Raw genomic sequence first — 24210 nt, forward strand, 5'->3', positions numbered from 1 at the left:
CGCCGTTATGGCCAAATTGCAGAAACGCCGGTTGGCTGAGCAAGCTCTCCAGATCGAAATCCGGGTGCTCGCTGACCAGTTCAATGTGGATGTTGTAAAGGTTGCTGATTGCTTCGGTGCCGCTGAACGCCAGCACCTTGAAGTCGTGACGGATAGCAGGAATCTGCAACGAGAAATGCGCCGCATTGGCCGGCCGGAACATACGCTTATCCTTAAGCAAAGAGGAAAAGAGCGCGATGTCGAAACCGTCCCTGGTTTGTGCTCGCGAGAACTGGCGGGCACAGTAACGAGGCGAAAAAAAGATAGCTGTAGGGGGATTCTTCAAAATCGGAAGGACATTTCCTTTACAACAGCCTGCCGTTCAACAGACGTAAAAAAGCCGCGATCAACGCGGCTCCTCCACATCCACCTGCCCTACTTCGGCTCAGGCTTCTTAAACGCATAAAGATGCTGCTGCACAATCCCGCCCGGCAGCTCTTTGCCAAATACGCCATAACGCACCGGCCATTCTTTCGGCGGGAGCTTGAAGGTGCCGAACAGCATGTCCACCAGTGGCGTGTGGATCGCGTAGTTCTTGTAGATGTAGTCCTTGTGCCGGGCGTGGTGCCAGTGGTGGTAGCGCGGCAGCACGATCAGGTAATTCAGCCAGCCACCCTTGATCCGCACGTTGGCGTGGGCCAGTACGGCTTGCACGCCGACCAGAATCACATAGGCATTCAACGCCTGCGGCGCAAAGCCCAGCAGCATCAGCGGCACCAGTACGCCGGTGCGGGTCAGCAGGATTTCGATGAAATGCACGCGCGAGCCGGCCAGCCAGTCCATGTGCGTGCTGGAGTGATGCACGGCGTGAAGGCGCCACAGAAAAGGTACAACGTGGTACAGCCGATGCAGCCAGTACTGACCGAGGTCCGCCACCAGCACCGCGAGCAGGAACTGCACCACCAGCGGCAGGCTTTGCACGCTGGCCTGAAAGCCCGGCGACACGGCCCAACCGGCGATGTAGCTCGACGAAGCGGTGATGAAAATCAGGATGAATTGCACCAGCATGTGACTGACAAAAAAGTAGGTCAGGTCAGTGCGCCAGTGCGGTCGCAGAATGTTTTGCTCGGGGTCCTTGGCATACAGTTTTTCCAGAGGAATAAACACGATGGCCGAGACCAGCAGCGCCAGGACAAACCAGTCCAGACCCAGCGAGTACGGGGTCTGCCCGATTGCACTGACCTGCACGTTGGTGCCGCCGAGAAATACCGCCAGCCCCGACGCGACCAGCCCGGTGATCCCCAGACGCTTGCGTTTGTTGAGCAGGATATTCAGGGTACCGAGGCTGAACGACAGCACCAGCCCCAGCAACAGCGTGGTACGCGCAAACTGTTCGTCGTAGACCTTGCGCAGTTCAGCAGTGGTGAGCCACTCGGGAAACAGGAAGCACAACACCGCGAGCAGGCTCAACAGCCCGAGCGTGGCCGAGATATAACCACTGACCCGCCCCTCACCAAACTTGAAGGGGGCGTGGCCGTGCCGCTGAAAATAGGCTTTGACTCTTTCCATAACTGATCTTCCGTGAATGCGAAAACTGCGATTGGTCAATGCGACGCAGGCAGGCACAAAAAAGCCACGGTTACCGTGGCTTTTTAGGGGTCACTGCTTCGGCGCGGGGGCCGGTGCAGTCGCCGGGGGCGTTGTCGGCGCCGGCGCCGCACTTCCCGGCTCGGCCGGTTTCGGTGCCGCGTCGTCGAACAGGTTCAACCGTTCACGCAACTCGTGGGCAGGCACCGGTTGCTGATCGGCCGGCAGTGCGTTCGGATCGACCGGTGGCGTTGCAACGGCACCATTTTGCCCTTGCTCTGCCGGTTTCGCCGGTTCGGCACCTTGCGCACCTTCGATGGCTGCCTGAGCCTTCTTGGTCAGCACGACAATGTCGATGCGGCGGTTGACCGGATTGAACGGGTTCTCCTTGTCGAACAACGCCGACGAGGCATAACCCACCACTCGCGCCACCTGCTCCTCCGGATAGCTACCAGCGACCAATGCGCGGCGAGCGGCATTGGCACGGTTGGCCGAGAGTTCCCAGTTGCCGTAATCACCACGGCCAATGTATGGCTGGGCGTCAGTGTGGCCGCTGATACTGATCTTGTTCGGCACCGCTTTGATGGTGTCGGCCATGGCCAGCAGGATGTCTTCGAAGTACGGCTTCAGACGTGCGGAACCGGAGTCGAACATCGGCCGGTTCTCGGCGTCCATGATCTGGATGCGCAAGCCGTTCGGCGTGATCTCGAAGAGGATCTGATCCTTGAACTTCTGCAGTTGCGGGTTTTCGTCGACCTTGTTCTGCAACTCTTGCAGGAGCAGTTCCAGACGCTCCTTCTCGACCTGCTCGGCCATGCCTTCGACCTGATCGGTGTCGACGGTGACCTTGTCCGGTTGTGGCTGGGATTTCACCTCGGGGTTGAGGGTATTTTCCGGGGCCAGGGTCGGTGTACCGCCCAGATCGATGATGTAAGGCGTGCCACTTTCAGAGAAGCCGACCGGGTCTTTGAAATAGCCGGCGATGGCGATCTTCTGCTCCGGCGTTGCGGTGGACAGCAGCCACAACACCAGAAAGAACGCCATCATTGCCGTGGCGAAGTCGGCGAAGGCGATTTTCCATGCCCCGCCGTGGTGCCCACCGGCTATGCGCTTGACGCGCTTGATGATTATCGGCTGATTATTTTCCATGGCTTAACGACCGCGAACGGCTTGTTCCAGCTCGGCAAAGCTTGGACGGTGCGCCGGGTACAGCACCTTGCGACCGAACTCCACCGCCAACGATGGCGGCATGCCGGAAGCCGAAGCCACCAGCGAGGCCTTGATGGCTTCGTAGACGTTCAGTTCTTCCTTGGCATCGTGGGCCAGGGAATGCGCCAACGGGCCGAAGAAACCGTACGCGGCGAGAATACCGAAGAAGGTACCCACGAGCGCCGCACCGACGTGCAGACCGATGGACTTCTGATCGCCCTCACCCAAGGATGCCATGGTCACCACGATACCCAGTACCGCCGCGACAATACCGAAACCCGGCATGGCGTCGGCAATGCCGTTTACCGCGTGGGACGGGTGCTCAAGGTCTTCTTTGAGGCTGTACAGCTCCATGTCGAACAGGCCTTCGAGCTCGTGGGGAGCCATGTTGCCGGAGGACATGATGCGCAGGTAATCACAGATGAACGCGGTCATGCGTTCATCTTTAAGGACTGCCGGGTACTTGGCGAAAATCGGGCTCGCGGCGGCGTCTTCGATGTCGCCTTCAATGGCCATCATGCCTTCGCGACGGCTCTTGTTGAGGATCTCGTAGATCAGGCCGAGCACTTCCAGGTAGAAGGTGTGGCTGAAACGCGAACTGAACATGCTCAGGGATTTCTTGAGCACGTGCATCGTCATGTAACCGGGGTTGGCCTGGAGGAATGCACCCAGTGCCGCACCACCGATGATCATCACCTCGAAGGGCTGGACCAGGGCGGCAATCTTGCCGTGGGAAAGCACGTATCCGCCGAGCACGCTCGCGAATACGACGATGATGCCGATAATTTTAGCCATAGGTAGAAAGTACTTATTTAAGTCGGGTTCAAGGTCATATTCGGAAGTTAAAAAATCTCTTCTTCTACTTATCGGCAAAACTGCGCCAGACTATAGCCAGTTCAGGCGAAAAGCCAATTTAGCCCATGCCGGGCGCGTCTACAGTCAGTGAAGATCTCGTCCAGACATGGCTAATGAAACGAACGTCCCACACGTAAAACCGACCACCCTTGAAGGCTGGGTGACATGGCTCGATAGCGTGCGCCTGCCCGTGCCGCAAGACGCTCACGACAAAGTCTGCCGGGCCATTCGTGACAACCGCAGTTCTCTGCGCGACATCGCTGACCTGATGCAGGACAGCCCGGCGCTGGCCTTGAGCATCATCCGTGAGGCAAATCGTCACACCCACGGCACGATGAGCACACCGGCGGAAAATCTCGAAGTGGCGATCAACCGTCTCGGCCTCGCCCGCACCGAAGAACTGCTGGCACGCCTGCCTGCCGAACCGCAGATGCAGATTCCCAAGGCCCTGCGGCAACTGCAAATGATCAGCCAACACGCCACGCAACAGGCCAACGGTTTTTTTGCCAGTCGCCTGGCGCGGCTGTGGCAGGACATTCATTGGGGCAGTCTGCTGTTTCTCTCGCCGTTGTGGCCGCTGGCGCTGACGTATCCACAGTTGCTTGAAGAGTGGGAACTGCGGGTTATCCACAAGGGCGAGTCGGCGCGCACTGTCGAGAAACAGTTGTTCGGCGTGCGCCTGCTGAAAATCGCCGAGGCGCTGGTGCACGTATGGCACCTGCCGGTCTGGGTGCAACAAGGCTACAAATTGCTGCTCGGCGAGCGCCGCGAATTGGTCAAGGTCCTTAGAATCGCCCGCGACAGCGAGCACCCGTTACGTCAGCAAAATCGTCTGGACGATGATCCGACGTTGCGCCGCTGGCTCAATCAGCCGGCCAACACCGTGCTGCTGGCCAACGGGCTGGCGCTGTCGGCGCAACAGGCGTGGGACAGTCCGCACAGTAAGCGCTGGCAGTACCTGACCAGCCTTTATCTGCAAATTTCGATGGACGAGGTGCAGCAGCAATTGCACCAACAGGCGGCCAACAGCGCGCGTCACCATGCGCTGCCGGATCTGTGGCACCCGGCCATTTCGCTGCTATGGCCGTGGGGCACTCATCGCTTGCCGGCCGGAATGCTCCCGGCCGCCGCCCCCAGCGCCGAAGATCTGACGCAGTGGCGCCGGCAATGCGCCGAACTGCTGGCCGAGCCGAGTCGCTTCACCAATGCCATGAGCCTGACCGTTGCCGCCCGTGACGCCCTGGTCGCCAGCGGCATGCATCGGGTGATGATCCTGATGGCCGATCGCACCCAGTCCAATCTGCGCGTGCACCAGACCTTCGGCCTGCCAAAAGAAGCGGGGGCGCTGAACTTTGTGGTCAGTCAGAGCAAAGTCCTGCAACGGCTGCTCGCGCAACAGGCGCAGGTACGGATCAACCCGCAAAACCACGGACAATTCTCTGCCCTGCTGCCGCCGAACCTGCGCTCGCTGTTTCGTGGCGAGCACCTGTTCCTGCGCTCACTGGTCAACAATGGCCGGGTGATCATGATCGTCGTCGCCGATCAGGGCGGTGGCCCCTTCGCCGATATCACCGTGCAAGCCTTTGGCAAAACCGCGCAATGCATCGAAAAAGCCCTGCACAGCTTTAGCAGCCGTGGCCGATGAGGCTGCGCTACAATCCCCCACTTTGTGCTCTGGAGACCTCACATGTCTGACTTCTCTGGCTTGCCGCTCGTGATCGAACCGAGCGACCTGCTCCCCAGGCTCGAGGCAAGCGATCTGATTCTGGTGGACTTGACCAGTGCCGCCCGCTACACCGAAGGACACATTCCCGGGGCGCGGTTTGTCGATCCGAAACGAACCCAGTTCGGCCAGCCACCGGCGCCGGGACTGTTGCCGGCCAAAGCCGATCTGGAAGCGTTGTTCGGTGAGCTGGGCCATCGCCAGGACGCGGTCTACGTGGTCTATGACGACGAGGGCGGCGGCTGGGCCGGACGCTTCATCTGGCTGCTCGACGTGATCGGTCACGACAAGTACCACTATGTCGATGGCGGTCTGCCGGCGTGGCTGGCCGATGGCATGCCGATGTCGATCCAGGTACCTCCTGCCGCCGGTGGTCCGGTGGCATTGACGCTGCACGAAGAACCGACCGCCACGCGCGAATACCTGCAAAGCCGTCTCGGCGCCGCCGACCTGGCGATCTGGGATGCACGCGGGCCGCTGGAATACTCCGGCGAGAAGGTCCTGGCCGCCAAAGCCGGCCATATTCCCGGCGCCGTCAATTTCGAATGGACGGCGGGCATGGACAAGGCGCGTCAGTTACGCATTCGCACTGACATGCCGCAGATCCTCGAAGACCTGGGGATCACCAAGGACAAAGAAATCATTACCCACTGCCAGACCCATCACCGGTCGGGCTTCACTTATCTGGTGGCCAAGTCCCTCGGTTATCCGCGAGTCAAAGGCTACGCCGGTTCCTGGGGCGAATGGGGCAACCACCCCGACACGCCTGTCGAGATTTAAGGTTTTTAAGGACAACTAATGAAAGAGCGTCTGTTTATCCTCAGCCAGTACCTGCTGCCTCATCATTTGCTGTCGCGCCTGGCCGGCTGCATTGCCGAGTGCCGCGTGCGCTGGTTCAAGAATGCGTTCACCCAGTGGTTCGCCAAGCGCTATCAAGTGGACATGTCGCAGGCACTGGTTGAAGACCTGACTGCCTACGAGCACTTCAACGCGTTCTTCACCCGCGCCCTGAAAGACGGCGCGCGTCCGCTGGACGAAACCCCGGGCGCAGTCCTCAGCCCGGCCGACGGTGCCGTCAGCCAGCTCGGCCCGATCGAACACGGTCGGGTGTTCCAGGCCAAGGGCCACAGTTTCAGCGTGCTGGAACTGCTCGGCGGTGACGCGGCAAACGCAGCGCCGTTCATGGGCGGCGACTTCGCCACCATTTACCTGTCGCCGAAGGACTACCACCGCGTACACATGCCGCTGGCCGGCACCCTGCGTGAAATGGTCTACATCCCGGGCCGGATCTTCTCGGTCAACCAGACCACCGCCGAAAACGTCCCGGAGCTGTTCGCCCGCAACGAGCGCGTAGCGTGCATTTTCGACACCGAACGCGGCCCGATGGCGGTTGTTCTGGTGGGCGCGATGATTGTGGCTTCGATCGAAACCGTGTGGGCCGGCCTGGTCACGCCGCCGAAACGCGAGCTGAAAACCTTCCGCTACGACGAAGCCGCCCGCGCGCCGATTCATCTGGAAAAAGGCGCCGAACTGGGCCGTTTCAAGCTGGGTTCGACCGCGATCGTGCTGTTCGGGCCGGATCAAGTGAAGTGGGCTGAAGAACTGGCGGCTGGCTCGCCAGTGCAGATGGGCCAGGGTTTGGCGCTGCCAAAAGCCTGAGTCTGATGTAGCCACTGATCCGCCCGTTCGCACGTCTGCGAATGGGCGGATACGACTCGCGGGGACCGTTACTCTATTTGCCCACGAAAGCCGATTGGCCCTTCGTTGGCATAGGTATTGGTGCCACTGAGGTTTTTCCCTCCATCATTGGAAGTGACGCTCAACGCGACAACGTTCTGATTGTCCCGTCCGCCAATGACCCACTTGCCGCCCGGATGCCACGGGGCATCGTTGCCACCCCACTGATTCTCGACGTTGTACTGGTTCTGGCCTGTGCGTTGCGCCTTGAAGCCAATGGGCCCTTCACCGGCGTAGGTCATGGTGCCGGTGAACGTTTTGCCGTCGTCACCGGACTTGATCTCGATGGCCACGACGTTCTGGTTGTCCCGCGCGCCCAGCACCCAATCTCCACCTGGATGCCAAGGGGCCGAACTGCCGCCCCACTGATTTGCCACTACATATTTAGACATGAACCTCATCTCCTTGAAGTTATGAAGAGACCTGCCCGCTATTGGCAACAGGCCGTACGACCGTGCGTATCCGATCGCACGCCTAAGAGCCTAGTTGCGCCTACGGCATGGCAACGAGCAAGCAGACAAACGGTAAAAAACCCCACAGGAACCCGCGAACCCGGCCACAGCTGCTAGAGTTTTGTGCATTGCCCCATTCGTTTCCGGAGCTGGTCATGGCATGAGTGAGCCTCAATTCCAACCGACATTACGCGCCCCGACGCCAACGCAAACGCGCCTGTCGTTCTGTGAACACACCCCGCGCGATCTCAAACGCTGGATCGCCGACCTGCCCAAAGCCAACATCGGCGAAACCGCCCGCCTGTTGTATCAAGGCCTGGGCGAACTCAATCTGTTGCTCACCCCCAGTGACAATCGCCTGCAACTGCTGGAACTGCTGCGCCCTGAGGTGTACTTCGTCTGCCAGCATCTGGAGCGGCACTTCCTGCATCAGGCGATCATGCTCGACGAGCGCTCGCGCAAGATCAGCAACCTGTGTCAGGCGCTGCAAGGTCATCTGGCCATCGGCTACAAACAGATCGTGTTGCGCATTGCGCCGAAGTACAGCAAGGATCGCGCAGCACTTGTCAGCCAGACCCTGCAACGGGCAGCCCATGCACTTAAAGCTCAAGGGGTGCGCGCCGCGCAGTTGTACAGCTCGCCGCCGGAGCATCTGTGGTTCGAGCTGCATCAGCTCTATCGAATAGCCTGTCAATTGCAGTTGCAACAGCGCCAGGTGCATGACGATCTCGCCAGCCTGAGCACCGAGTTGAGCCTGGAACAGACTTACATCGCCGCCCTGCTATTGGGCTGCGCCCGCTGCAATCAACTGCGACAGAACCAGATTGCCCGGCTGGCAGAAGTGATCGAGCCGTGGAGTGCTTTGCTCAAACTGCATCCCGGTAGCCCGGACGAGGGTTTGTTTGCGATCAGCGCCGAACTCGATGCCGGGCCGCGCTATCGCAACATGTTCCGCAGTGAGCAGAAAAATGCACTGCTCGGCTTCGATCCGCAGCCGCTGGTGAATGTCATCGAGGCATTTCTGCAGCGCCAGGACACGTCGACGCCGCTGCCCGTCCCTGCCGGGCTGAGCTTCGACACCCTGCAACACTTGCATGCGACCTGGGGCCAGGCGGCCGAGCGCAGTTTTCAGCGCACCGTGGGCCAAGGCAGCCTGACCGTGTGCGTGGGCATGAGCGCCCTGCACTTCTATTTGGGTGGTGAACGCACGTTCAGCGAACTGCTCAAGCACCCCGGCGCACGCGCGGCAAACTTCAGCAGCGCCGTGACTCAAGGTGAAAAGGACAGTTGGAGCCAGGCGTTCGACGCCGCGCCGCAAAGCAAGGCCGATGAGTTTCTGCCCTACGAAGAAATTCAGTACGACCAGTTGGTGGAGGACGACAGCAGCACCGACAGCACGCCACACTATCCGACGTATGCTCTGCCTGTGATCAATCACAGTCCCGGTGGTTATTGCCTGGGCTGGCCGAAAGAAGTCCCCGTCGAGCTACAGACCGGGGAAATGCTCGGGATTCAGGACAGCACGAATCAGGGCTGGAGCATCGCGGTCATTCGCTGGATCCGGCAGGTGCGCGGCAGCGGCACGCAGATGGGCATTGAACTGGTGGCGCCCCATGCACAACCGTGCGGTTTGCAACTGGTGCGCTCGCGGGACGATCACAGCCACTATTTACGCGGATTGCTACTGCCGCAGATCAGCTCGATCGACTTGCCGGCCACCTTGCTGGCGCCGCGTTTACCCTTTCAGGAAGGCAGCAAGGTGCTGATCAACACCCTGGGCGAGGAGCACCCCGCCGGGCTGGATCGACGGGTGGCGAGTACGCACAGTTTCAATCAGTTTGCCTATCGCTCGCTGGAGGCGGCGTCGCAGAGCGGGAGCGAAGAGGATTTCGATTCGTTGTGGAAGTCGCTTTAGACCGGGTTGCGCCCTTCGCGAGCAAGCCGGCTCCCACACTTGAAATGCATTCCAAAGTGGGAGCGGGTTTGTTTGCGAAGAGTCCGACGCTGGCCCTGGAGAGTCAGAGCTGCCCGTCGCGATCCCGGAAGCCCAGCAGATACAGCACGCCATCGAGCCCAAGGGTGGAGATCGCCTGCTTCGCCGACTGCTTGACCAACGGCTTGGCGCGAAACGCCACGCCCAACCCGGCAATGGCCAGCATCGGCAGGTCATTGGCGCCGTCGCCGACCGCAATGGTCTGCTCCAGACGCAAACCTTCCTTGTGCGCCAGTTCTTTCAACAGGTCAGCCTTGCGCTGCGCATCGACAATCGGCTCGATCGCCACGCCTGTGCACTTACCGTCGACCACTTCCAGTTCGTTGGCGAACACGTAGTCGATACCGAGTTTGGCCTGCAATTGCTTGGCGAAATAGGTGAAGCCGCCCGACAGGATTGCGGTCTTGTAACCCAGACACTTGAGTTCGGCGAACAGGGTTTCGGCTCCCTCGGTCAGGCGCAGCGAAGCACCGATCGAGTCCAGCACGCTGACGTCGAGGCCTTTGAGCAGCGCCAGACGCTCTTTGAAGCTGGCGCGAAAATCCAGTTCGCCCGCCATGGCACGCTCGGTGATGTGCGAAACCTGCTCGCCAACTCCGGCCGCCTTGGCCAGTTCATCGATGACTTCGGCTTCGATCAGCGTCGAGTCCATGTCGAACACCGCCAGGCGACGGTTGCGACGGAACAGCGAATCTTCCTGGAAGGCGATGTCGACGTTCAGTTCCTGCGCGACGCTGAGGAACTCGGCACGCAGCGCCTGCGGATCAGCCGCTTCGCCCCGCACGGAGAACTCGATGCAGCCCTTGCCCTGGTCGGCCGGGGTGTCGAGCGGCATGCGACCCGACAGACGGTCGATGTGATCGATGTTCAGGCCGTATTTGGCGGTGATCGAACTGACAGCCTGCAATTGGCCAGCCGTCACTTTGCGCGTCAACAGGGTGACGATGTGGCGTTTCTTGCCCTGATTGCCCACCCATTGCTGGTAATCCTCTTCGGACACTGGGGTGAAGCGCACTTGCTGATCAAGCTCGTAGCCCTTGAACAGGATGTCCTTGAGCACCGACTTGCCTTGCAAGGAATCGGGAATTTCAACCAGGATGCCAAACGACAGGGTGTCGTGGATCACCGCCTGACCGATGTCGAGAATGTTCACACCACCCTGGGCCAGAACACCGGTAATGGCCGCCGTCAGACCCGGACGGTCGACTCCCGTGATGTTAATCAGGACGATTTCGCGCAACGCGCACCCCCGCAACTGGAAAAAAACCGCATTCTACCCACTTTCAGTGACCATCGGGCACCGCGAGCGCTTTGCCGGTCTAGGGCCTGTCGCTATACTGCGCGTCAACTTCACGGACAAAAGAGCCGAGCTCAGTGAACCGGCCCACGCCAGTTAAAACCGATAACTTCTTCCTGCTGATCTTCCGTGCACTGCGCCACCGCCGTGTACCGATTGCATTGCGCATTGCCAGCCATAACGTGATCCTGGTCGCTCTGGCCCTGGTGATCTATGCCGGCGTGATGGGTTTGCAATTCAAGCAGGCCATGCACGAACAGGCCGATGCGCTGGGCGAAAGCCTGACCACGCAGACCGCCACCTCCGCCACGGAGCTGCTGGTGTCCAACGACATCCTCAGCCTCAACGTACTGCTCAATAATCTGACCAAAAACAAACTGGTGGCCCACGCCGCCATTTACAGCGTGGATAACCGCATCCTCGCCGAGTCCGGTCAGCGCCCCAAGCACAGCCTGCTGGGCGAAGCCGAAGGCATGTACGAAAGCAAGATCACTTTTCAGGACGTGACCGCCGGGCAACTGCGCATCAGCCTGGACATGGATCAGTTCCAGCAGCCGATGACCATCAGCCTGCAGAGCATGGGCATCTTGAGTGCGATTCTGTTGGCGCTGTCGTTGGCCCTGAGCCTGCGGCTGGGTCGGCACATCTCCACGCCGCTCCTGCAACTGCGCGTATGGCTGCGCCGGATCGATGAGTACACCCCGGGCATCGAGCGTCAGGACGAGATCGGCGATCTGGCCCGTCAGTTACACGCCAACTATGCCCCCGAGCCTGTTGAACCCGAGCCAGAACCGGAGCCCGAGTTCGAAGACGACGAGACCGAGTTCGAGGTGCGTAACCTGCGCGACCCGAGCTTCGACGAGAGCCGGCCGATGGCCGCGCAAAAGCCTGCGGCACGCCGGGTGGTCAGCACCGTCGAAGACGATGAGGACGACGACGCCTTCGCCGACCTGCGTGACGAGTCCTTGAATGAAACCGCGCAACCGCCGATTCGCCAGGCCACGCCAAGCGTGCCTCAGCACACGGCAGTACTGGCCGTGCAACTGGGCTCGCAGGAGCAACTGCGCCGTTTGCCTCGGACCCGTCTGGAAGAGTTGCAAAAGCGCTACCGCGATTGCCTCGATCAAGCCGCTTCGCTGTATCAAGGCGAGATCGAAACCCTGAACGATGGCAGCACGCTGATGCTGTTCCACACCGAGGACAGTGGCGACGACTACCTGACCAACGCGATCTGTTGCGGCGAGTTACTGCGAGCGCTGGGCCATCAGTTGCAGATTGAAGTCGCGGACAGTGGCATTACCCTGCAATTGCAACTGGGCCTGACCCTGGGTGATGAGTTGTTCGGCCTGAGCCAGATTGATCTGCTGCTCACCGATTCGGCCCAGGACGCGCTGGCCTTGTCACAGCACAGCCGCAATTTGCTGCTGGTTGAACGCAAGATCAGTGATGACGCGCTAATCCGTCAGCGTGCACGGATTCGCCCGATCGCCAGTCCCGAGGGGGCGTGCTGTGTCGAGCGGTTGATGGAGCCTTATCCATCGATGCTGGAGCGGCAACTGGCGCGGATGCATGAGCGCCGGGCCTGAGGTCTGACCCCGCTGTAAAGGAGCCCGCAGATGAGTGATTGTCTGCGGGCTTTTTCGTAGCCTGATCCGACCCCTTCGCGAGCAAGCCCGCTCCCACAGGGGAACCGCAAACACCAGAACCCTTGTGGGGGCGGGCTTGCTCGCGAAGGGGCTAGACGCCTGACCACAAATCGCCAGACAGCAGACACAACAAAGCCCGCACAAGGCGGGCTTTGTCTTGACTCAAACCAGACTTAGAAGCGGAACACTTCCATATCGGTGCGAATCGGCGAAGCCATCGGGATCTTCGGCTGCTTGTCGGCTTCCGAAGGCGCTGCCGGTTTCGGTGCCGGTTTACGCTGCGCCTCGACCACCGGCGGCTGATTGGCCAGCGGTTTGAGCGCCACCGACAGTTGATCGGCCAATCGCTGCAACAGAATCCCCTGTGCCTGAACCTGCGAAGCCGTGCTACCGGCGTGCAGTTCTTGCAGGTGGACGATACGGTTATCGCGCACCTTTCCACGACGGTCGATCAATCGCCATTGCGCATCGAGAATCGCCGGTTGTTTCTCGCCGGAGTCCAGACGCGTGATGGTCAGCAATACCTGCACATCCGGGGTGAAGCCCTGAGTGGCCGGCGCCAATACCACGCGCTGGCTGTCCAGATGACCGGCAACCTGACGCAGCAGCAACTGGTCGATATCCGACGAAAGGCTGCCGGCCCAACGACCATCGGTCGCCGCTTGCAGACTGCCGTCCGGTTGACGTTGCAGCAGGGTTTCACGTTGCAGGTAGTCGGCGACGACTACAGGGCCCAACAAAACCGCCATGCCTGCGCTTTGCGCAGGCTGAACCGGACTTCCGCTGTCCAGCTGATACAGCGACACCGGCTGGTGTACGCTGCAACCCGCCAGGCCAAGAACGCCGGCGAGCAGGAAAATAAGGGGGCGCAGAGCAGTCATCATCCCGTCCAGGTGGCCGCCACTCGGCTGACCACAGTGAAAATACTCAATAAATATGAAGAACGCTCGGCCACGCCGGCGCTTGAAAGGCCATATCATCCGTGAATATGCGTTCCGACTCCAGCGCCAAAGCGTCGATCTACGCGTTAAATCGTAGATCGAGCGCTCTGGGACGCCTAATTGAGGTTTTCGACGAGCAGTGCATCGACTCGCTGGAAGCCACGCGGCAGTTTATTGCCACGGCGACCACGCTCGCCTTTGTAGTGTTCGAGGTCGTCGGCTTTGAGCGAAAGTGTCCGTTTTCCGGCCTGCAACACCAGTGTTGCGCCTTCCGCAAGCACGGCGATGTCCGTGACATATTCTTCGCGACTGGCCACGCGCTCACCGGAAATACCGATGATCTTGTTGCCCTTGCCCTTACCTAATTGTGGCAGATCGCTGATTTTGAAAATCAGCAGGCGACCTTCGGTCGTGACCGAGGCCAGCCAGTTCTGTTCACGATCGGTCACCGGACGCGGCGCGATCACTTTGGCGTTGTTCGGCAGGCTCAACAGGGCTTTACCGGCCTTGTTCTTGGCTTGCAGGTCTTCGCCTTTGACCACGAATCCGTAACCGGCGTCGGAAGCGATCACGTACAGCGCGTCGTCTTCCGGCATCATCACGCATTCGAACGATGCGCCCGGTGGCGGCGTCAGACGGCCGGTCAACGGCTCGCCCTGGCCACGCGCCGACGGCAACGTGTGCGCGGCGACCGAATAGCTGCGGCCGGTGGAGTCGATAAACACCGCAAACTGGTTGGAGCGTCCCGCTGCCGAGGTCTTGAAGCCGTCGCCTGCCTTGTACGAAAGGCCAGTGGCGTCGATGTCATGACCTTTGGCCGAACGGATCCAGCCTTTTTCCGACAACACGACTGTTACTTTCTCGTTCGGCAGCAGATCGTGCTCGGTCAACGCCTTGGCTTCGGCGCGCTCCACGATTGGCGAGCGGCGGTCGTCGCCATAGGTTTCGGCGTCCTTGATCAGCTCGGTGCGCACCAGTTTCTTCAACTTGGCTTCGCTGCCCAGCAGCGCTTGCAGCTTGGCTTGTTCCTTGAGCAGTTCGTCCTGCTCGTCGCGCAACTTCATTTCTTCCAGTCGCGCCAATTGACGCAGACGGGTGTCGAGGATGTAGTCGGCTTGAATCTCGCTGAGGGCGAAGCGCTCGATCAGCTTGGCTTTGGGGTGTTCCTCGGTACGGATGATGTGGATCACTTCATCCAGATTGAGGTAGGCAATCAGCAAACCGTCCAACAGGTGCAGACGACGCTCGACCTTGTCGAGACGAAATTGCAAGCGGCGACGCACGGTCTGCACGCGGAACTCCAGCCATTCGACCAGCAAGGCGCGCAGGTTTTTGAGCTGTGGCTTGCCGTCCAGGCCGATGATGTTGACGTTGACCCGGTAGGTCGACTCCAGCTCGGTGCTGGCGAACAGGTGCTGCATCAGCGCTTCGTGATCGACGCGGCTGTTGACCGGGATAATCACGATGCGGCACGGATTTTCGTGGTCGGATTCGTCGCGCAGGTCGGCGATCTGCGGCGCTTTCGACGGTTTGGCCTGCATCAGCGCGGCGATCTGCTCCAGCACTTTGGCCCCGGAGACCTGATGCGGCAGCGCGGTGACGATGATGTCGCCGTCCTCGACGTGGTACACGGCGCGCATGCGCACCGAGCCCTTGCCGGTTTCGTACATTTTCAGCAGGTCGGCGCGCGGCGTGATGATTTCCGCTTCGGTCGGATAGTCCGGGCCCTGGATGTGTTCACAGAGTTGCTCGACCGTGGCTTTGGGCTCATCAAGCAAGCGCACGCACGCCGTGGCGACTTCGCGCAGGTTGTGCGGCGGTACGTCGGTGGCCATGCCCACGGCGATGCCGGTGGTACCGTTGAGCAGAATGTTCGGCAGACGCGCTGGCAATACCAGCGGTTCCTGCAGGGTGCCGTCGAAGTTCGGCCCCCAGTCCGCGGTGCCCTGGCCCAGTTCGCTGAGCAGCACTTCGGAATAACGCGACAGGCGAGCCTCGGTGTAACGCATGGCCGCGAAGGACTTGGGATCATCCGGCGCACCCCAGTTACCCTGGCCGTCGACCAGCGTGTAGCGATAGCTGAACGGCTGAGCCATCAGCACCATCGCTTCGTAGCACGCCGAGTCGCCGTGGGGGTGGAACTTACCGAGTACGTCACCGACGGTACGCGCCGACTTCTTGTGTTTAGAGTCAGCGTCCAGCCCCAGTTCGCTCATCGCATAAATGATGCGACGCTGCACCGGTTTCAGGCCATCGCCGATATGCGGCAAGGCACGGTCCATGATCACGTACATGGAGTAGTTGAGGTAGGCACTTTCGGTGAAGTCAGCCAGCGAGCGGCGCTCTACGCCGTCTAAGCTGTCTGCAAGGATGTCGCTCATGCGGGCCTCATCGGTTCGTTGTCTGGCGCAGCAGCATGGTGCCACCGCGCTGAGTAAATTCAAGTTTGTTCAGGGCGCTCATCCCGAGCAGCACCTGATCACCCTGCAAGCCTGGCGCCACCAGTGCCCGGACGTCCCGCAGCACGATGTCGCCCAGTTGCAGGCGGTCAATTTTTGTACGATAGCCCTGGCTCAGGCCATTGGCCGTGCTCAGGGTCACACCAAAACCCTCTTGCAGCTTCAAACGCTCGGCCAGATCCGCCGGGATCGCCACATCGGTTGCGCCGGTGTCGAGCAGGAATTCAACCGGCTCGCCGTTGATCTGGCCGCTGGCGACAAAATGCCCCTGGGCGTTACCGGCCAGCTTCACTTCGATATAACCTTCGCCCTGCTGCGAACTCACCACCACGTTCGGATTCTGCTGGCGTTGTTCCCACTGGCCGAAAAACCGCGTGGCCAGAAAAAGCGCAGCGCACCAGGCCAGGATCATCAGCACCCGCCCGGCGCGCTTGCCCGGTGGTTGCTGGCTCAAGGCTTGGCGCTCCAGCCACCGTCAGGTGCGGCGAACCGCCAGACGACCGGCCGAACCTCACCGTCGGCACGTGGGCCAAAATTATTGTCGACGCCGATCCACGCACCCTCAGCATCGACGATCAGTGCCTCTTCCAGCCCGTAGCTCTGTGAGTATTGGCGGTTGGCCTGCAACAGTTCGGCCGCATACGACCAGCAACGCTCGACCTTGGCTGTTTGCGCATCGCGACGACATATCTGGAAGGCGTTGCGTTCAAGGGTAAACAGTTTGCCGTTGAACAACGAAAGGTCGGAAAAGTCCCGATCGACCGCTTTGGCATCCGGGAACTGCGGCGGCTGCATCTCCTTGCCACTCTCGCTGAGCAGCACGCAACGACCGTCACAATCCCACACCGTCTGCTGGCGCTTGATCTTGAGCAAGCCACGGCTTTGCCGTTCGGCCGCCAGCCACATCTGATCGCCTGCCGGGTTGATCGCCAGGCCTTCGAATATCGCATTGAAATGCAGGAGCATGCCGCTGGCCCGCGCTTCGCGAACCATCATCGGCGAGATTTTCAGCCAGTTGGCCGGGCCATTGAGGGGCACCTGCAATACCGCTGCATGGCCTTCGCTGACGATGTAGCGATTGCCAGCGCTGTCGCAGGTGATGCCTTCGAAATCCAGATCGCCACCGCGCACGAACGACGCGGCCCAATTGCGCGAGCGCAACCCCCACGGTAAACCGGTCTCCGGCACTTCGGGCACGTCGATGTGCAAGGCTTCGGCCTGCCAGACCTGATCGGCGGTATTGAGCCGATAAATCTGGTCGTCATCGCGGTCCGACACCGTCCACAACTCGCTGCCACACATCGCCAGCCCCGACAGGTTACCGCCGCGCATGCCGTCGACCGGGTGCTCGGAAAGCACGCGCAACTCCTGCAACGGCTCGGCCGACACGCTCATCGCACTCAGCAGCAACGCACCCGCCAAGGCCCAGCCAAACCGCATCAGGCCAGCACCTCGGCGAGGTTGCCTTTGGATTCGAGCCAAGCCTTGCGATCACCGGCGCGTTTCTTCGCCAGCAGCATGTCCATCATTTCCGAGGTCTGGGCGAAATCTTCGCCCAGCGTCAGTTGCACCAGACGCCGGGTGTTGGGGTCCATGGTGGTTTCACGCAACTGCGGCGGGTTCATTTCACCCAGACCTTTGAATCGGGTGACCTGTGGTTTGCCGCGTTTTTTCTCGGCCACCAGACGGTCTAGAATCCCATCACGTTCGGCTTCGTCGAGGGCGTAGTAGATCTCTTTGCCGAGGTCGATACGGTACAGCGGCGGCATCGCGACGTAGACGTGACCGGCATCCACCAACGGGCGGAAATGCTGGACGAACAACGCGCAGAGCAAGGTTGCGATGTGCAGGCCGTCAGAGTCGGCGTCGGCGAGGATGCAGATCTTGCCGTAGCGCAACTGGCTCATGTCCGCCGCGCCCGGATCGACACCGATGGCCACGGCGATGTTGTGCACTTCCTGGCTGGCGAGCACTTCGCTGCCGTCGACTTCCCAGGTGTTGAGGATCTTGCCGCGCAACGGCAGGATCGCCTGAAACTCTTTGTCCCGGGCTTGCTTGGCGGAACCGCCGGCGGAATCACCTTCGACCAGGAACAGTTCGGAACGCATCGGGTCCTGCCCGGCGCAGTCAGCGAGTTTGCCCGGCAGTGCCGGCCCCTGAGTGACGCGCTTGCGCTCGACTTTCTTGCTGGCCTTGAGACGACGGCCGGCGTTGTTGATCGCCAGTTCGGCCAACGCCAGACCGGTTTCCGGGTTGGCGTTAAGCCACAGGCTGAAAGCATCCTTGACCACACCGGAAACGAACGCCGCCGCTTCACGCGATGACAGACGCTCTTTGGTCTGGCCGGAGAATTGCGGCTCCTGCATCTTCATCGACAGCACGAAGGCGATGCGTTCCCAGACGTCTTCCGGCGCCAGTTTCACACCGCGCGGCAGCAGGCTGCGGAATTCGCAGAACTCGCGCATCGCATCAAGCAAGCCCTGACGCAAACCATTGACGTGGGTACCGCCCTGCGCCGTCGGGATCAGGTTGACGTAGCTTTCCTGCACCGCGTCGCCACCTTCGGGCAACCACAGCAGGGCCCAGTCGACCGCTTCTTTATTACCGGCGAAAGCGCCGCAGAACGGTTCGTCCGGCAGGCGTTCAAATTCGCTGACCGCGTCGACCAGGTAGGAGCGCAGGCCGTCTTCGTAATGCCATTCGACCTTCTCGCCGGTGCCTTTGTCTTCAAAACTGACCAGCAGTCCCGGGCACAGCACAGCCTTGGCCTTGAGCACGTGCTTGAGGCGGCTGATGGAAAATTTCGGTGAATCGAAGTATTTCGGGTCCGGCGCGAAGTACACGCTGGTGCCGGTATTGCGCTTGCCGACGGTACCGACGATTTCCAGTTCCGAGGCCTTGAAGCCGTCGTTGAAGGTCATCTGGTATTCGTTGCCGTCACGCTTGACGCGAACCCGGACTTCGGTCGACAAGGCGTTGACCACGGAAATACCCACCCCGTGCAGACCGCCGGAGAACTGGTAGTTCTTGTTGGAAAACTTGCCGCCCGCATGGAGCTTGGTGAGGATCAGTTCGACACCTGAAACACCCTCTTCCGGGTGGACGTCGACCGGCATGCCACGACCGTCGTCGCTGACTTCCAGCGAGTGATCGGCGTGCAGGATCACCTGCACCGATTTGGCGTGGCCGGCCAGGGCTTCGTCGACACTGTTGTCGATGACTTCCTGGGCGAGGTGGTTCGGCCGACTGGTGTCGGTGTACATGCCGGGGCGTTTGCGCACCGGGTCGAGGCCCGAGAGGACTTCGATGGCGTCGGCGTTATAAGAACTAGCGCTGGGAGTGGCCATAGGGTCTCGTCGTCAGTCATTCATGAAAGAGGGGCAAGACTTCACAGTGCGGTGAAATCGATTGCCTGATACACATCGGCGCCAATGCCGGCAAAACTCAACAAGGCTGGCAATTGCCCGGCAAAACACTGGAAACCATGGTCGCCGCCGGCCTGAATGCGCAAGGCGCAGGCCCGGTAATAGTGCTGGGCGAGGCGATAATCCAGTGTTTCGTCGCCGGTCTGCAACCACACCTGATACCGCTGCGCATCCTGGGGCGCCGGCACTTCCAGCTCGGCCAGGGCCGTCACATGGTCGTGGGTCAATTCCCAGGTTTCATCGGTATACAGGTTTTTCTGCGTTCCCAGATAGCCGTCGAACATCCGATGCGGACTGACGGCCGGGTTGACCAGCAACGCTTTCAGGCCATGGTGCTCGGCCAGGTGAGTCGCATAGTAGCCGCCGAGTGAGCTTCCCACCAGCAGCGGCCGGCCCAGCTCGGCAATCGCTTGCTCCAACTGACCGATGGCTTGGCGCGGATGGTGATGCAAGGCCGGAACCTGCAGTTGCCCGCTCAAACCCAGCCGCTCCATCACCGCGACCAGCTCACAGGCCTTTTTCGAGGCCGGCGCGCTGTTGAAACCGTGGATATAGAGGATCGAACCGGACATTTGAGCTCCCTGAGTGTCGGCGAAAGATAGCGGAGTTTACAGGGAGTCGAGGGGATCGTGGGTGTTTGTAAGGATGCCTTCGGTGCGGCCTCAGTAACCGTTTGAACCGTAATCGACAGTGAAGGCGAAATCCGTGACCCGCTCGACGCCAGTCTCCAGCCGCCCGTCTGGCAACAGCCGCAACCAGCGATACCCCGGCGCCTGGTCCCCGACCTTGAAGTCTTCACTGTTTGGCTCGAACTGAATGCAGGTCGACGGGGAAGCCATCAGCCGCACGCCGTTGCGCTCTCGGTCGACTTCCTGATGCACATGCCCCCACAGCACCGCACGCGCCTGTGGAAAACGATCCAGCACCTCGAAAAACGCCTCGGGATTGCGCAAACCGATCGGCTCCGCCCAGGCACACCCCACTGGCACCGGATGATGGTGGAAACACACCAGATGATGGCGTTCCGGTGCCTCACTCAACGAGCGGGCGAGCAACTGCAATTGATCGTCCTGCAGGTAACCGGGCACAGAACCCGGCACCGCCGAGTCGAGCAAGGTCACGCGCCAGTTGCCGACATCGACCACTGACTCCAGCAACGCACTTTGTACCGCGGCCTGCGCCATGATCTGCGGCTCATCGTGATTGCCGGGAATCCAGCGCGCTGGCGCATCGATCTGCGCGGTCATCTGGCGAAACTGTTGATACGACTCCAGCGTGCCGTCCTGGGAAATATCCCCGGTGGCCAGAATCAGGTCGATCCGCGGTTGCTGCCTGAGCACCTGTTCGATGACCTTCTGCAGGCTCTCGCGGGTGTTCATACCCACCAGCGTGCCATCCGCCTCGGCGAACAGATGACTGTCGGATAACTGCACCAGCAGCGCCGGATCGGCGGTGGTCAATGCGGATACGCTCGGCAAGGCGTTCTCCCAGGGCAAAAGCACGGAATCGGTTGAGTGCCGCAATTATGCTGGGGGATCACTGAAAGGGGAAACCTGTGAACCGGACGCAGTTCACAACTAGCGTACGACTTCGTACTCATGCCCCAAGGCCAGGCAATGACTCAACCACTCCCCCAGAAACAGATTGAGTTGAGCCTTTTCATCCGGCTGATGCATCGCGGCGTTCGGGTAAGGATAGATGCCGCGAAAGCGTCGTGCATGTTCAGCGCTGATGACCTCGGCCATGCGCGCGTCGTGATAGACCTGCACTTCCAGTTGCGGCACCGGCAGCCACGGCAGACTGTGTTCCTGACGCACCTGCAACGTGGTGGTGTAAGGACAGGTTTGCAGCACTTCAAGGGCCAGCACGCCGAGCATCTGCTCGCCCTGAGTCACGGCGATGCGTCGCGCCTCCGGGTCGTTACGCATGTCCGGCACCAGTCGCATCAGGCGCGCGTAGTTGGCCTCGCAGGCGGCTTGCAGCCCCACGAGGTCGACTCGATAACGATCGCGCAGCTTGTTTACAACCATAACCCCCTCACTTCGGCACGGTTCAGCGCCAGCCATTGCAGAGCGATGATGCTCGCCGCATTGGCAATACGTCCATCGCGTACAGCCTGCAAGGCATCTTCAAACGCCCAGACCGTGACGCGGATATCTTCGGCCTCTTCCTCCAGCCCATGCAGGCCGCCCACACCTGCGGTTTCGCAACGCCCCAGATACAAATGCACAAACTCGTTGCTGCCGCCCGGCGACGGGAAATACTTGGTCATCGGCCACAGGGCCTTGATGTCCAGCCCAGCTTCCTCCTGCGCCTCGCGGTGAGCAACTTCTTCCGGTTGCTCGTCCTTGTCGATCAGACCAGCGACCAACTCAACCAGCCAAGGGTTGCTGGCCTTGCCCATGGCGCCGACGCGAAATTGCTCGATCAGCACCACTTCGTCGCGCTGCGGATCGTAAGGCAGCATGCAGACGGCATCGTGACGCACGAACACTTCGCGGTTGATTTCGCGGCTCATGCCACCCGCGAACAATTCATGGCGCAGGTGCAAACGGTCGAGCTTGTAAAAGCCCTCGTAGCATTTTTCGCGCCGCACGATATCGACGGCGGTTGGAATGGCGTTGGCAAAGTCAGTCATGAGCATCCTCTTTACTGCAAATCCATTACGAGGTTCCTTTTTGTGACTTGCAACCTCGACTTCGCGCCATCCTAACGCGCCCGCATCGTTTGATGCAGCCCCTTTACCGTCAGCGGGATGGACGGTGAAGGCGAAACCCACTCTAATTAGCTTAGTGGCGAACTGACTGCTTCGGTGAGAGTCGAAGCGGATATCTTTTTGCCTTCCCCTGTTTCAGAAAGGACGCCCATGTCGCTTTTCAAAATTGCCTCCGTGGCCGCCATCGCCCTGACCCTGGGCGCGTGCGCGAGCCTGTTCCAGCCCAACTACCGCACGCCCCTGGAAACCACCCGCGATGCGTCGGAACAGCTCAAGCCTGGGTGTTCCAGCCCCGACTGCCCGCTGGTGAATATCGATACCGTACATTTCGCGGCAGAGCCTGCCCTGGACGGCATCATCGAAAAACGCCTGCTGCAAATGACCGGCACCGAACAGAACCCATCGGTGGCGCCAACCCTGGCGGCCTACCGCGAGCAGTTCTTGAATACTGCCGGCCCACGCAACAGCAGTTATCTGCAAGCCAAAGTACGCGAGCAGCATGACGGCTTGGTGATCATCGAATTGTCGAGCTACCTCGACACCGGCGGCGCCCATGGCACACCGGGTCGCGGTTTCATCAACTATTCGCGCCAGCAGCACAAAGTGCTGAACCTGTCGGACATGCTGATGCCAGGTCAGGAAGACGCGTTCTGGAAGGCTGCGCAGGTGGCACACAACAGTTGGCTGATCAGCACCAAGCTCGATCAGGAAGCGGAATTCGTTTCGAGCTGGCCGTTCAAGAAAACCCCGAACGTGGCGCTGACCTACGGTGGCGTAATCCTCAAGTACGACGTGAGCACCATCGCGCCTTACGCGCTGGGTCACGTCGAGCTGAAGATCCCTTATCCGCGCCTGAACGGCATTCTCAAGCCTGAGCTGTTCCCCGGCCGTAACTGAAAGCCCGGCCGAGCACGAGTTGCAGCAGCCCTGCCAGCACCAGCGCTGGCAGGGTTGCGCCGACATCCGGGTACAGATTCGCCAGCAAGTGATAGGTGCTCACACCACCGAGCCAGGCCAACAGCGCCGGCCAGCGCAATGCGGCTGACGCAACCCGAGTGCTGCGCTTGCGCAAGATGAAGTGATCCACCAGCACCACGCCGAACAGCGGCGCAAACACCGAGCCGATCAGCAGCAGGAAATTCTGGTATTGCGCCAATGGCGCCAGCAGTGCGATCAGCGTGCAGATCGCGCCGATGGCCAAGGCCAGATGCTCGACTTTCAAGCGCAACAGAATCCCGCTGGACACCGCGGCCGAGTGAATGTCGGCGAACGCGTTTTCCGACTCGTCCAGCAAAATCAGCAACAACGGAATCCCCAGACCGGCGCCAGCCAGGGCCAGCAACAGCGCGTTGACTTCACCACTCGGCGCGAACGCCAATGTGTAAGCGACGCCCAGGCTCATCAGCCAGAAATTGCCGACGAAGAAACCGATGGCGGTGCCGCCGAAAACGCTCTTGGCCCGTTTGCCGAAACGCGAGTAGTCAGCAATCAGCGGCAGCCACGACAGTGGCATGGCGATGGCAATGTCGAAGCCCACGGCGAACGGCATCGAACCATCGCCGGCACGCGCCCAGAGAGCAGTCAGATCGGCCTTGGCGAACAGGTTCCAGGTCAGCCAGAGGCATGCGGCCAACAGCAGCCAAATGCCCCACTTACGCAGAACCTTGCGCACGAACGTCAGCGGCCCGCTGACCGCAAGCAATGTCGCCAGAGCGCCGAAAACCAGCGTCCACAACACCGGATTCGACCCCAGCGAACCTTCGCTGAACGCACGGGTGCCGAGCAGGCTGGCGGCGTCGCGCATGACGATGATTTCGAATGAGCCCCAACCGATCAGTTGCAGCAAATTGAGCAGCGCCGGCAGGCTGGCGCCTTTGTTGCCGAGGCTGAGTTTCAGCGCGGCCATCGACGACAGGCCGGTGTCGCTGCCGATCACGCCAACAGCGGCCAGCAGCAGAACGCCGACCAGCGTGCCGAGGAAAATGGCCAGCAGCGAACCCGACAGGCCCAGACCCGGCGCGAGCAATGCGCCGGTCTGCAACACCATCAGGCCGATGCCTAAGGAAAACCACAGGGAAAACAGATCGCGACCGCCGAATACACGCTTGTCGGCGGGTACGGCAAGGTCAGGGGAGTAAGTGCTGGGTTGAATGCTCAAGGGTGGTATCTCGGAGGAGTATTTTTGTCATTG

22 protein-coding genes are annotated in these 24210 nt (G+C 60.7%); 6 read left to right on the forward strand and 16 right to left on the reverse strand.

Annotation, left to right across the window (positions count from 1 at the left end; translation table 11 throughout):
* The 4 genes from AACY18_RS15800 to motA all read right to left on the reverse strand — a co-directional run.
* A partial coding sequence (locus AACY18_RS15800; RefSeq protein WP_339465338.1) for a hypothetical protein occupies positions 1-202 on the reverse strand: 202 nt, incomplete at its 3' end.
* 212 nt (positions 203-414) lie between these two features.
* A complete protein-coding gene (locus AACY18_RS15805) occupies positions 415-1548 on the reverse strand; it encodes a sterol desaturase family protein (protein ID WP_339432314.1) in 1134 nt (377 codons plus the stop codon).
* A 90-nt stretch (positions 1549-1638) separates the two neighbouring features.
* A complete protein-coding gene (gene motB / locus AACY18_RS15810) occupies positions 1639-2715 on the reverse strand; it encodes a flagellar motor protein MotB (RefSeq protein WP_339432313.1) in 1077 nt (358 codons plus the stop codon).
* Positions 2716-2718: 3 nt separating this feature from the next.
* Positions 2719-3570, reverse strand: a complete 852-nt coding sequence (gene motA / locus AACY18_RS15815) for a flagellar motor stator protein MotA (RefSeq protein ID WP_339432311.1) — start codon at positions 3568-3570, stop codon at positions 2719-2721.
* Between the two features lie 166 nt (positions 3571-3736).
* Here motA and AACY18_RS15820 point away from each other — a divergent pair, with 166 nt between their 5' ends.
* The 3 genes from AACY18_RS15820 to asd are packed head-to-tail and all read left to right on the forward strand — an operon-like array spanning position 3737 to position 7012.
* On the forward strand, positions 3737-5275 hold the full coding sequence (locus AACY18_RS15820; RefSeq protein ID WP_339465339.1) for an HDOD domain-containing protein: 1539 nt from the start codon (positions 3737-3739) through the stop codon (positions 5273-5275).
* A gap of 42 nt (positions 5276-5317) precedes the next feature.
* Positions 5318-6133: a thiosulfate sulfurtransferase gene (gene rhdA, locus AACY18_RS15825; protein ID WP_339432309.1), complete on the forward strand. Its 816-nt coding sequence runs from the start codon at positions 5318-5320 to the stop codon at positions 6131-6133.
* Between the two features lie 18 nt (positions 6134-6151).
* Positions 6152-7012 (forward strand): archaetidylserine decarboxylase, encoded by an 861-nt coding sequence (gene asd / locus AACY18_RS15830; protein ID WP_339432308.1) that lies wholly within the window; start codon positions 6152-6154, stop codon positions 7010-7012.
* Between the two features lie 68 nt (positions 7013-7080).
* Here asd and AACY18_RS15835 read toward each other — a convergent pair whose 3' ends face one another.
* A complete protein-coding gene (locus tag AACY18_RS15835; RefSeq protein ID WP_221731209.1) occupies positions 7081-7482 on the reverse strand; it encodes a lectin OAA family protein in 402 nt (133 codons plus the stop codon).
* A 220-nt stretch (positions 7483-7702) separates the two neighbouring features.
* Between AACY18_RS15835 and AACY18_RS15840 the strand changes: the two genes are divergently transcribed.
* A complete protein-coding gene (locus tag AACY18_RS15840; RefSeq protein ID WP_339465340.1) occupies positions 7703-9457 on the forward strand; it encodes a molecular chaperone in 1755 nt (584 codons plus the stop codon).
* A 103-nt stretch (positions 9458-9560) separates the two neighbouring features.
* On the opposite strand, the gene serB is transcribed toward AACY18_RS15840, so the two are convergent.
* Positions 9561-10775 carry a phosphoserine phosphatase SerB gene (gene serB / locus AACY18_RS15845; RefSeq protein WP_339465341.1) on the reverse strand — a complete coding sequence of 405 codons (1215 nt, stop codon included), beginning with the start codon at positions 10773-10775 and terminating at the stop codon, positions 9561-9563.
* A 134-nt stretch (positions 10776-10909) separates the two neighbouring features.
* On the opposite strand from serB, the gene AACY18_RS15850 reads away from it, so the two are divergent.
* Positions 10910-12418: an AhpA/YtjB family protein gene (locus AACY18_RS15850; protein ID WP_339432305.1), complete on the forward strand. Its 1509-nt coding sequence runs from the start codon at positions 10910-10912 to the stop codon at positions 12416-12418.
* Between the two features lie 233 nt (positions 12419-12651).
* Here AACY18_RS15850 and AACY18_RS15855 read toward each other — a convergent pair whose 3' ends face one another.
* The 9 genes from AACY18_RS15855 to AACY18_RS15895 form a co-directional block, all read right to left on the reverse strand.
* Positions 12652-13359 carry a PqiC family protein gene (locus AACY18_RS15855; protein WP_339432304.1) on the reverse strand — a complete coding sequence of 236 codons (708 nt, stop codon included), beginning with the start codon at positions 13357-13359 and terminating at the stop codon, positions 12652-12654.
* Positions 13360-13535: 176 nt separating this feature from the next.
* Complete coding sequence (parC, locus tag AACY18_RS15860) at positions 13536-15800, reverse strand: DNA topoisomerase IV subunit A (protein WP_339432303.1); 2265 nt, start codon at positions 15798-15800, stop codon at positions 13536-13538.
* Positions 15801-15807: 7 nt separating this feature from the next.
* Positions 15808-16332, reverse strand: coding sequence for a retropepsin-like aspartic protease family protein (locus AACY18_RS15865; RefSeq protein ID WP_339465343.1), 525 nt, complete (start codon positions 16330-16332; stop codon positions 15808-15810).
* The gene (locus AACY18_RS15870; protein WP_339432301.1) at positions 16329-17318 is read right to left on the reverse strand and encodes an esterase-like activity of phytase family protein; all 990 of its coding nucleotides are present in this window, start codon (positions 17316-17318) and stop codon (positions 16329-16331) included. The genes AACY18_RS15865 and AACY18_RS15870 overlap by 4 nt, the downstream gene beginning before the upstream one ends.
* Positions 17318-19225 carry a DNA topoisomerase IV subunit B gene (gene parE / locus AACY18_RS15875; protein WP_339432300.1) on the reverse strand — a complete coding sequence of 636 codons (1908 nt, stop codon included), beginning with the start codon at positions 19223-19225 and terminating at the stop codon, positions 17318-17320. Before parE ends, AACY18_RS15870 begins: the two co-directional genes overlap by 1 nt.
* A 41-nt stretch (positions 19226-19266) precedes the next feature.
* Positions 19267-19875 (reverse strand): YqiA/YcfP family alpha/beta fold hydrolase, encoded by a 609-nt coding sequence (locus AACY18_RS15880; protein ID WP_339465345.1) that lies wholly within the window; start codon positions 19873-19875, stop codon positions 19267-19269.
* A 90-nt stretch (positions 19876-19965) separates the two neighbouring features.
* A complete protein-coding gene (cpdA, locus tag AACY18_RS15885) occupies positions 19966-20781 on the reverse strand; it encodes a 3',5'-cyclic-AMP phosphodiesterase (RefSeq protein ID WP_339465347.1) in 816 nt (271 codons plus the stop codon).
* Between the two features lie 99 nt (positions 20782-20880).
* Complete coding sequence (locus AACY18_RS15890; protein ID WP_221731220.1) at positions 20881-21333, reverse strand: DUF1249 domain-containing protein; 453 nt, start codon at positions 21331-21333, stop codon at positions 20881-20883.
* Positions 21324-21941, reverse strand: coding sequence for an NUDIX domain-containing protein (locus AACY18_RS15895; RefSeq protein WP_339432297.1), 618 nt, complete (start codon positions 21939-21941; stop codon positions 21324-21326). Before AACY18_RS15895 ends, AACY18_RS15890 begins: the two co-directional genes overlap by 10 nt.
* Positions 21942-22169: 228 nt before the next feature.
* Between AACY18_RS15895 and AACY18_RS15900 the strand changes: the two genes are divergently transcribed.
* The gene (locus AACY18_RS15900; RefSeq protein WP_339465348.1) at positions 22170-22916 is read left to right on the forward strand and encodes an RsiV family protein; all 747 of its coding nucleotides are present in this window, start codon (positions 22170-22172) and stop codon (positions 22914-22916) included.
* Here the strand turns inward: AACY18_RS15900 and cytX are convergent.
* Complete coding sequence (gene cytX, locus AACY18_RS15905) at positions 22885-24177, reverse strand: putative hydroxymethylpyrimidine transporter CytX (RefSeq protein WP_339465350.1); 1293 nt, start codon at positions 24175-24177, stop codon at positions 22885-22887. The genes AACY18_RS15900 and cytX overlap by 32 nt on opposite strands.
* Positions 24178-24210 lie beyond the last annotated feature (33 nt).

The sequence above is a fragment of the Pseudomonas sp. EA_65y_Pfl2_P74 genome (assembly GCF_963970575.1).
In the GTDB taxonomy this organism is placed as follows: Bacteria; Pseudomonadota; Gammaproteobacteria; order Pseudomonadales; family Pseudomonadaceae; genus Aquipseudomonas; species Aquipseudomonas baetica_A.

What these genes read in the sequence shown, in the direction of transcription:
- AACY18_RS15835 (WP_221731209.1), bottom strand. Translation starts at nt 7,482, where the DNA reads ATGTCTAAATATGTAGTGGCAAATCAGTGGGGCGGCAGTTCGGCCCCT.
- motA (WP_339432311.1), bottom strand. Translation starts at nt 3,570, where the DNA reads ATGGCTAAAATTATCGGCATCATCGTCGTATTCGCGAGCGTGCTCGGC.
- AACY18_RS15840 (WP_339465340.1), top strand. Translation starts at nt 7,703, where the DNA reads ATGAGTGAGCCTCAATTCCAACCGACATTACGCGCCCCGACGCCAACG.
- AACY18_RS15870 (WP_339432301.1), bottom strand. Translation starts at nt 17,318, where the DNA reads ATGCGGTTTGGCTGGGCCTTGGCGGGTGCGTTGCTGCTGAGTGCGATG.
- AACY18_RS15855 (WP_339432304.1), bottom strand. Translation starts at nt 13,359, where the DNA reads ATGACTGCTCTGCGCCCCCTTATTTTCCTGCTCGCCGGCGTTCTTGGC.
- AACY18_RS15895 (WP_339432297.1), bottom strand. Translation starts at nt 21,941, where the DNA reads ATGACTGACTTTGCCAACGCCATTCCAACCGCCGTCGATATCGTGCGG.
- motB (WP_339432313.1), bottom strand. Translation starts at nt 2,715, where the DNA reads ATGGAAAATAATCAGCCGATAATCATCAAGCGCGTCAAGCGCATAGCC.
- AACY18_RS15805 (WP_339432314.1), bottom strand. Translation starts at nt 1,548, where the DNA reads ATGGAAAGAGTCAAAGCCTATTTTCAGCGGCACGGCCACGCCCCCTTC.
- AACY18_RS15890 (WP_221731220.1), bottom strand. Translation starts at nt 21,333, where the DNA reads ATGGTTGTAAACAAGCTGCGCGATCGTTATCGAGTCGACCTCGTGGGG.
- AACY18_RS15900 (WP_339465348.1), top strand. Translation starts at nt 22,170, where the DNA reads ATGTCGCTTTTCAAAATTGCCTCCGTGGCCGCCATCGCCCTGACCCTG.
- AACY18_RS15880 (WP_339465345.1), bottom strand. Translation starts at nt 19,875, where the DNA reads ATGTCCGGTTCGATCCTCTATATCCACGGTTTCAACAGCGCGCCGGCC.
- parC (WP_339432303.1), bottom strand. Translation starts at nt 15,800, where the DNA reads ATGAGCGACATCCTTGCAGACAGCTTAGACGGCGTAGAGCGCCGCTCG.
- rhdA (WP_339432309.1), top strand. Translation starts at nt 5,318, where the DNA reads ATGTCTGACTTCTCTGGCTTGCCGCTCGTGATCGAACCGAGCGACCTG.
- AACY18_RS15820 (WP_339465339.1), top strand. Translation starts at nt 3,737, where the DNA reads ATGGCTAATGAAACGAACGTCCCACACGTAAAACCGACCACCCTTGAA.
- asd (WP_339432308.1), top strand. Translation starts at nt 6,152, where the DNA reads ATGAAAGAGCGTCTGTTTATCCTCAGCCAGTACCTGCTGCCTCATCAT.
- parE (WP_339432300.1), bottom strand. Translation starts at nt 19,225, where the DNA reads ATGGCCACTCCCAGCGCTAGTTCTTATAACGCCGACGCCATCGAAGTC.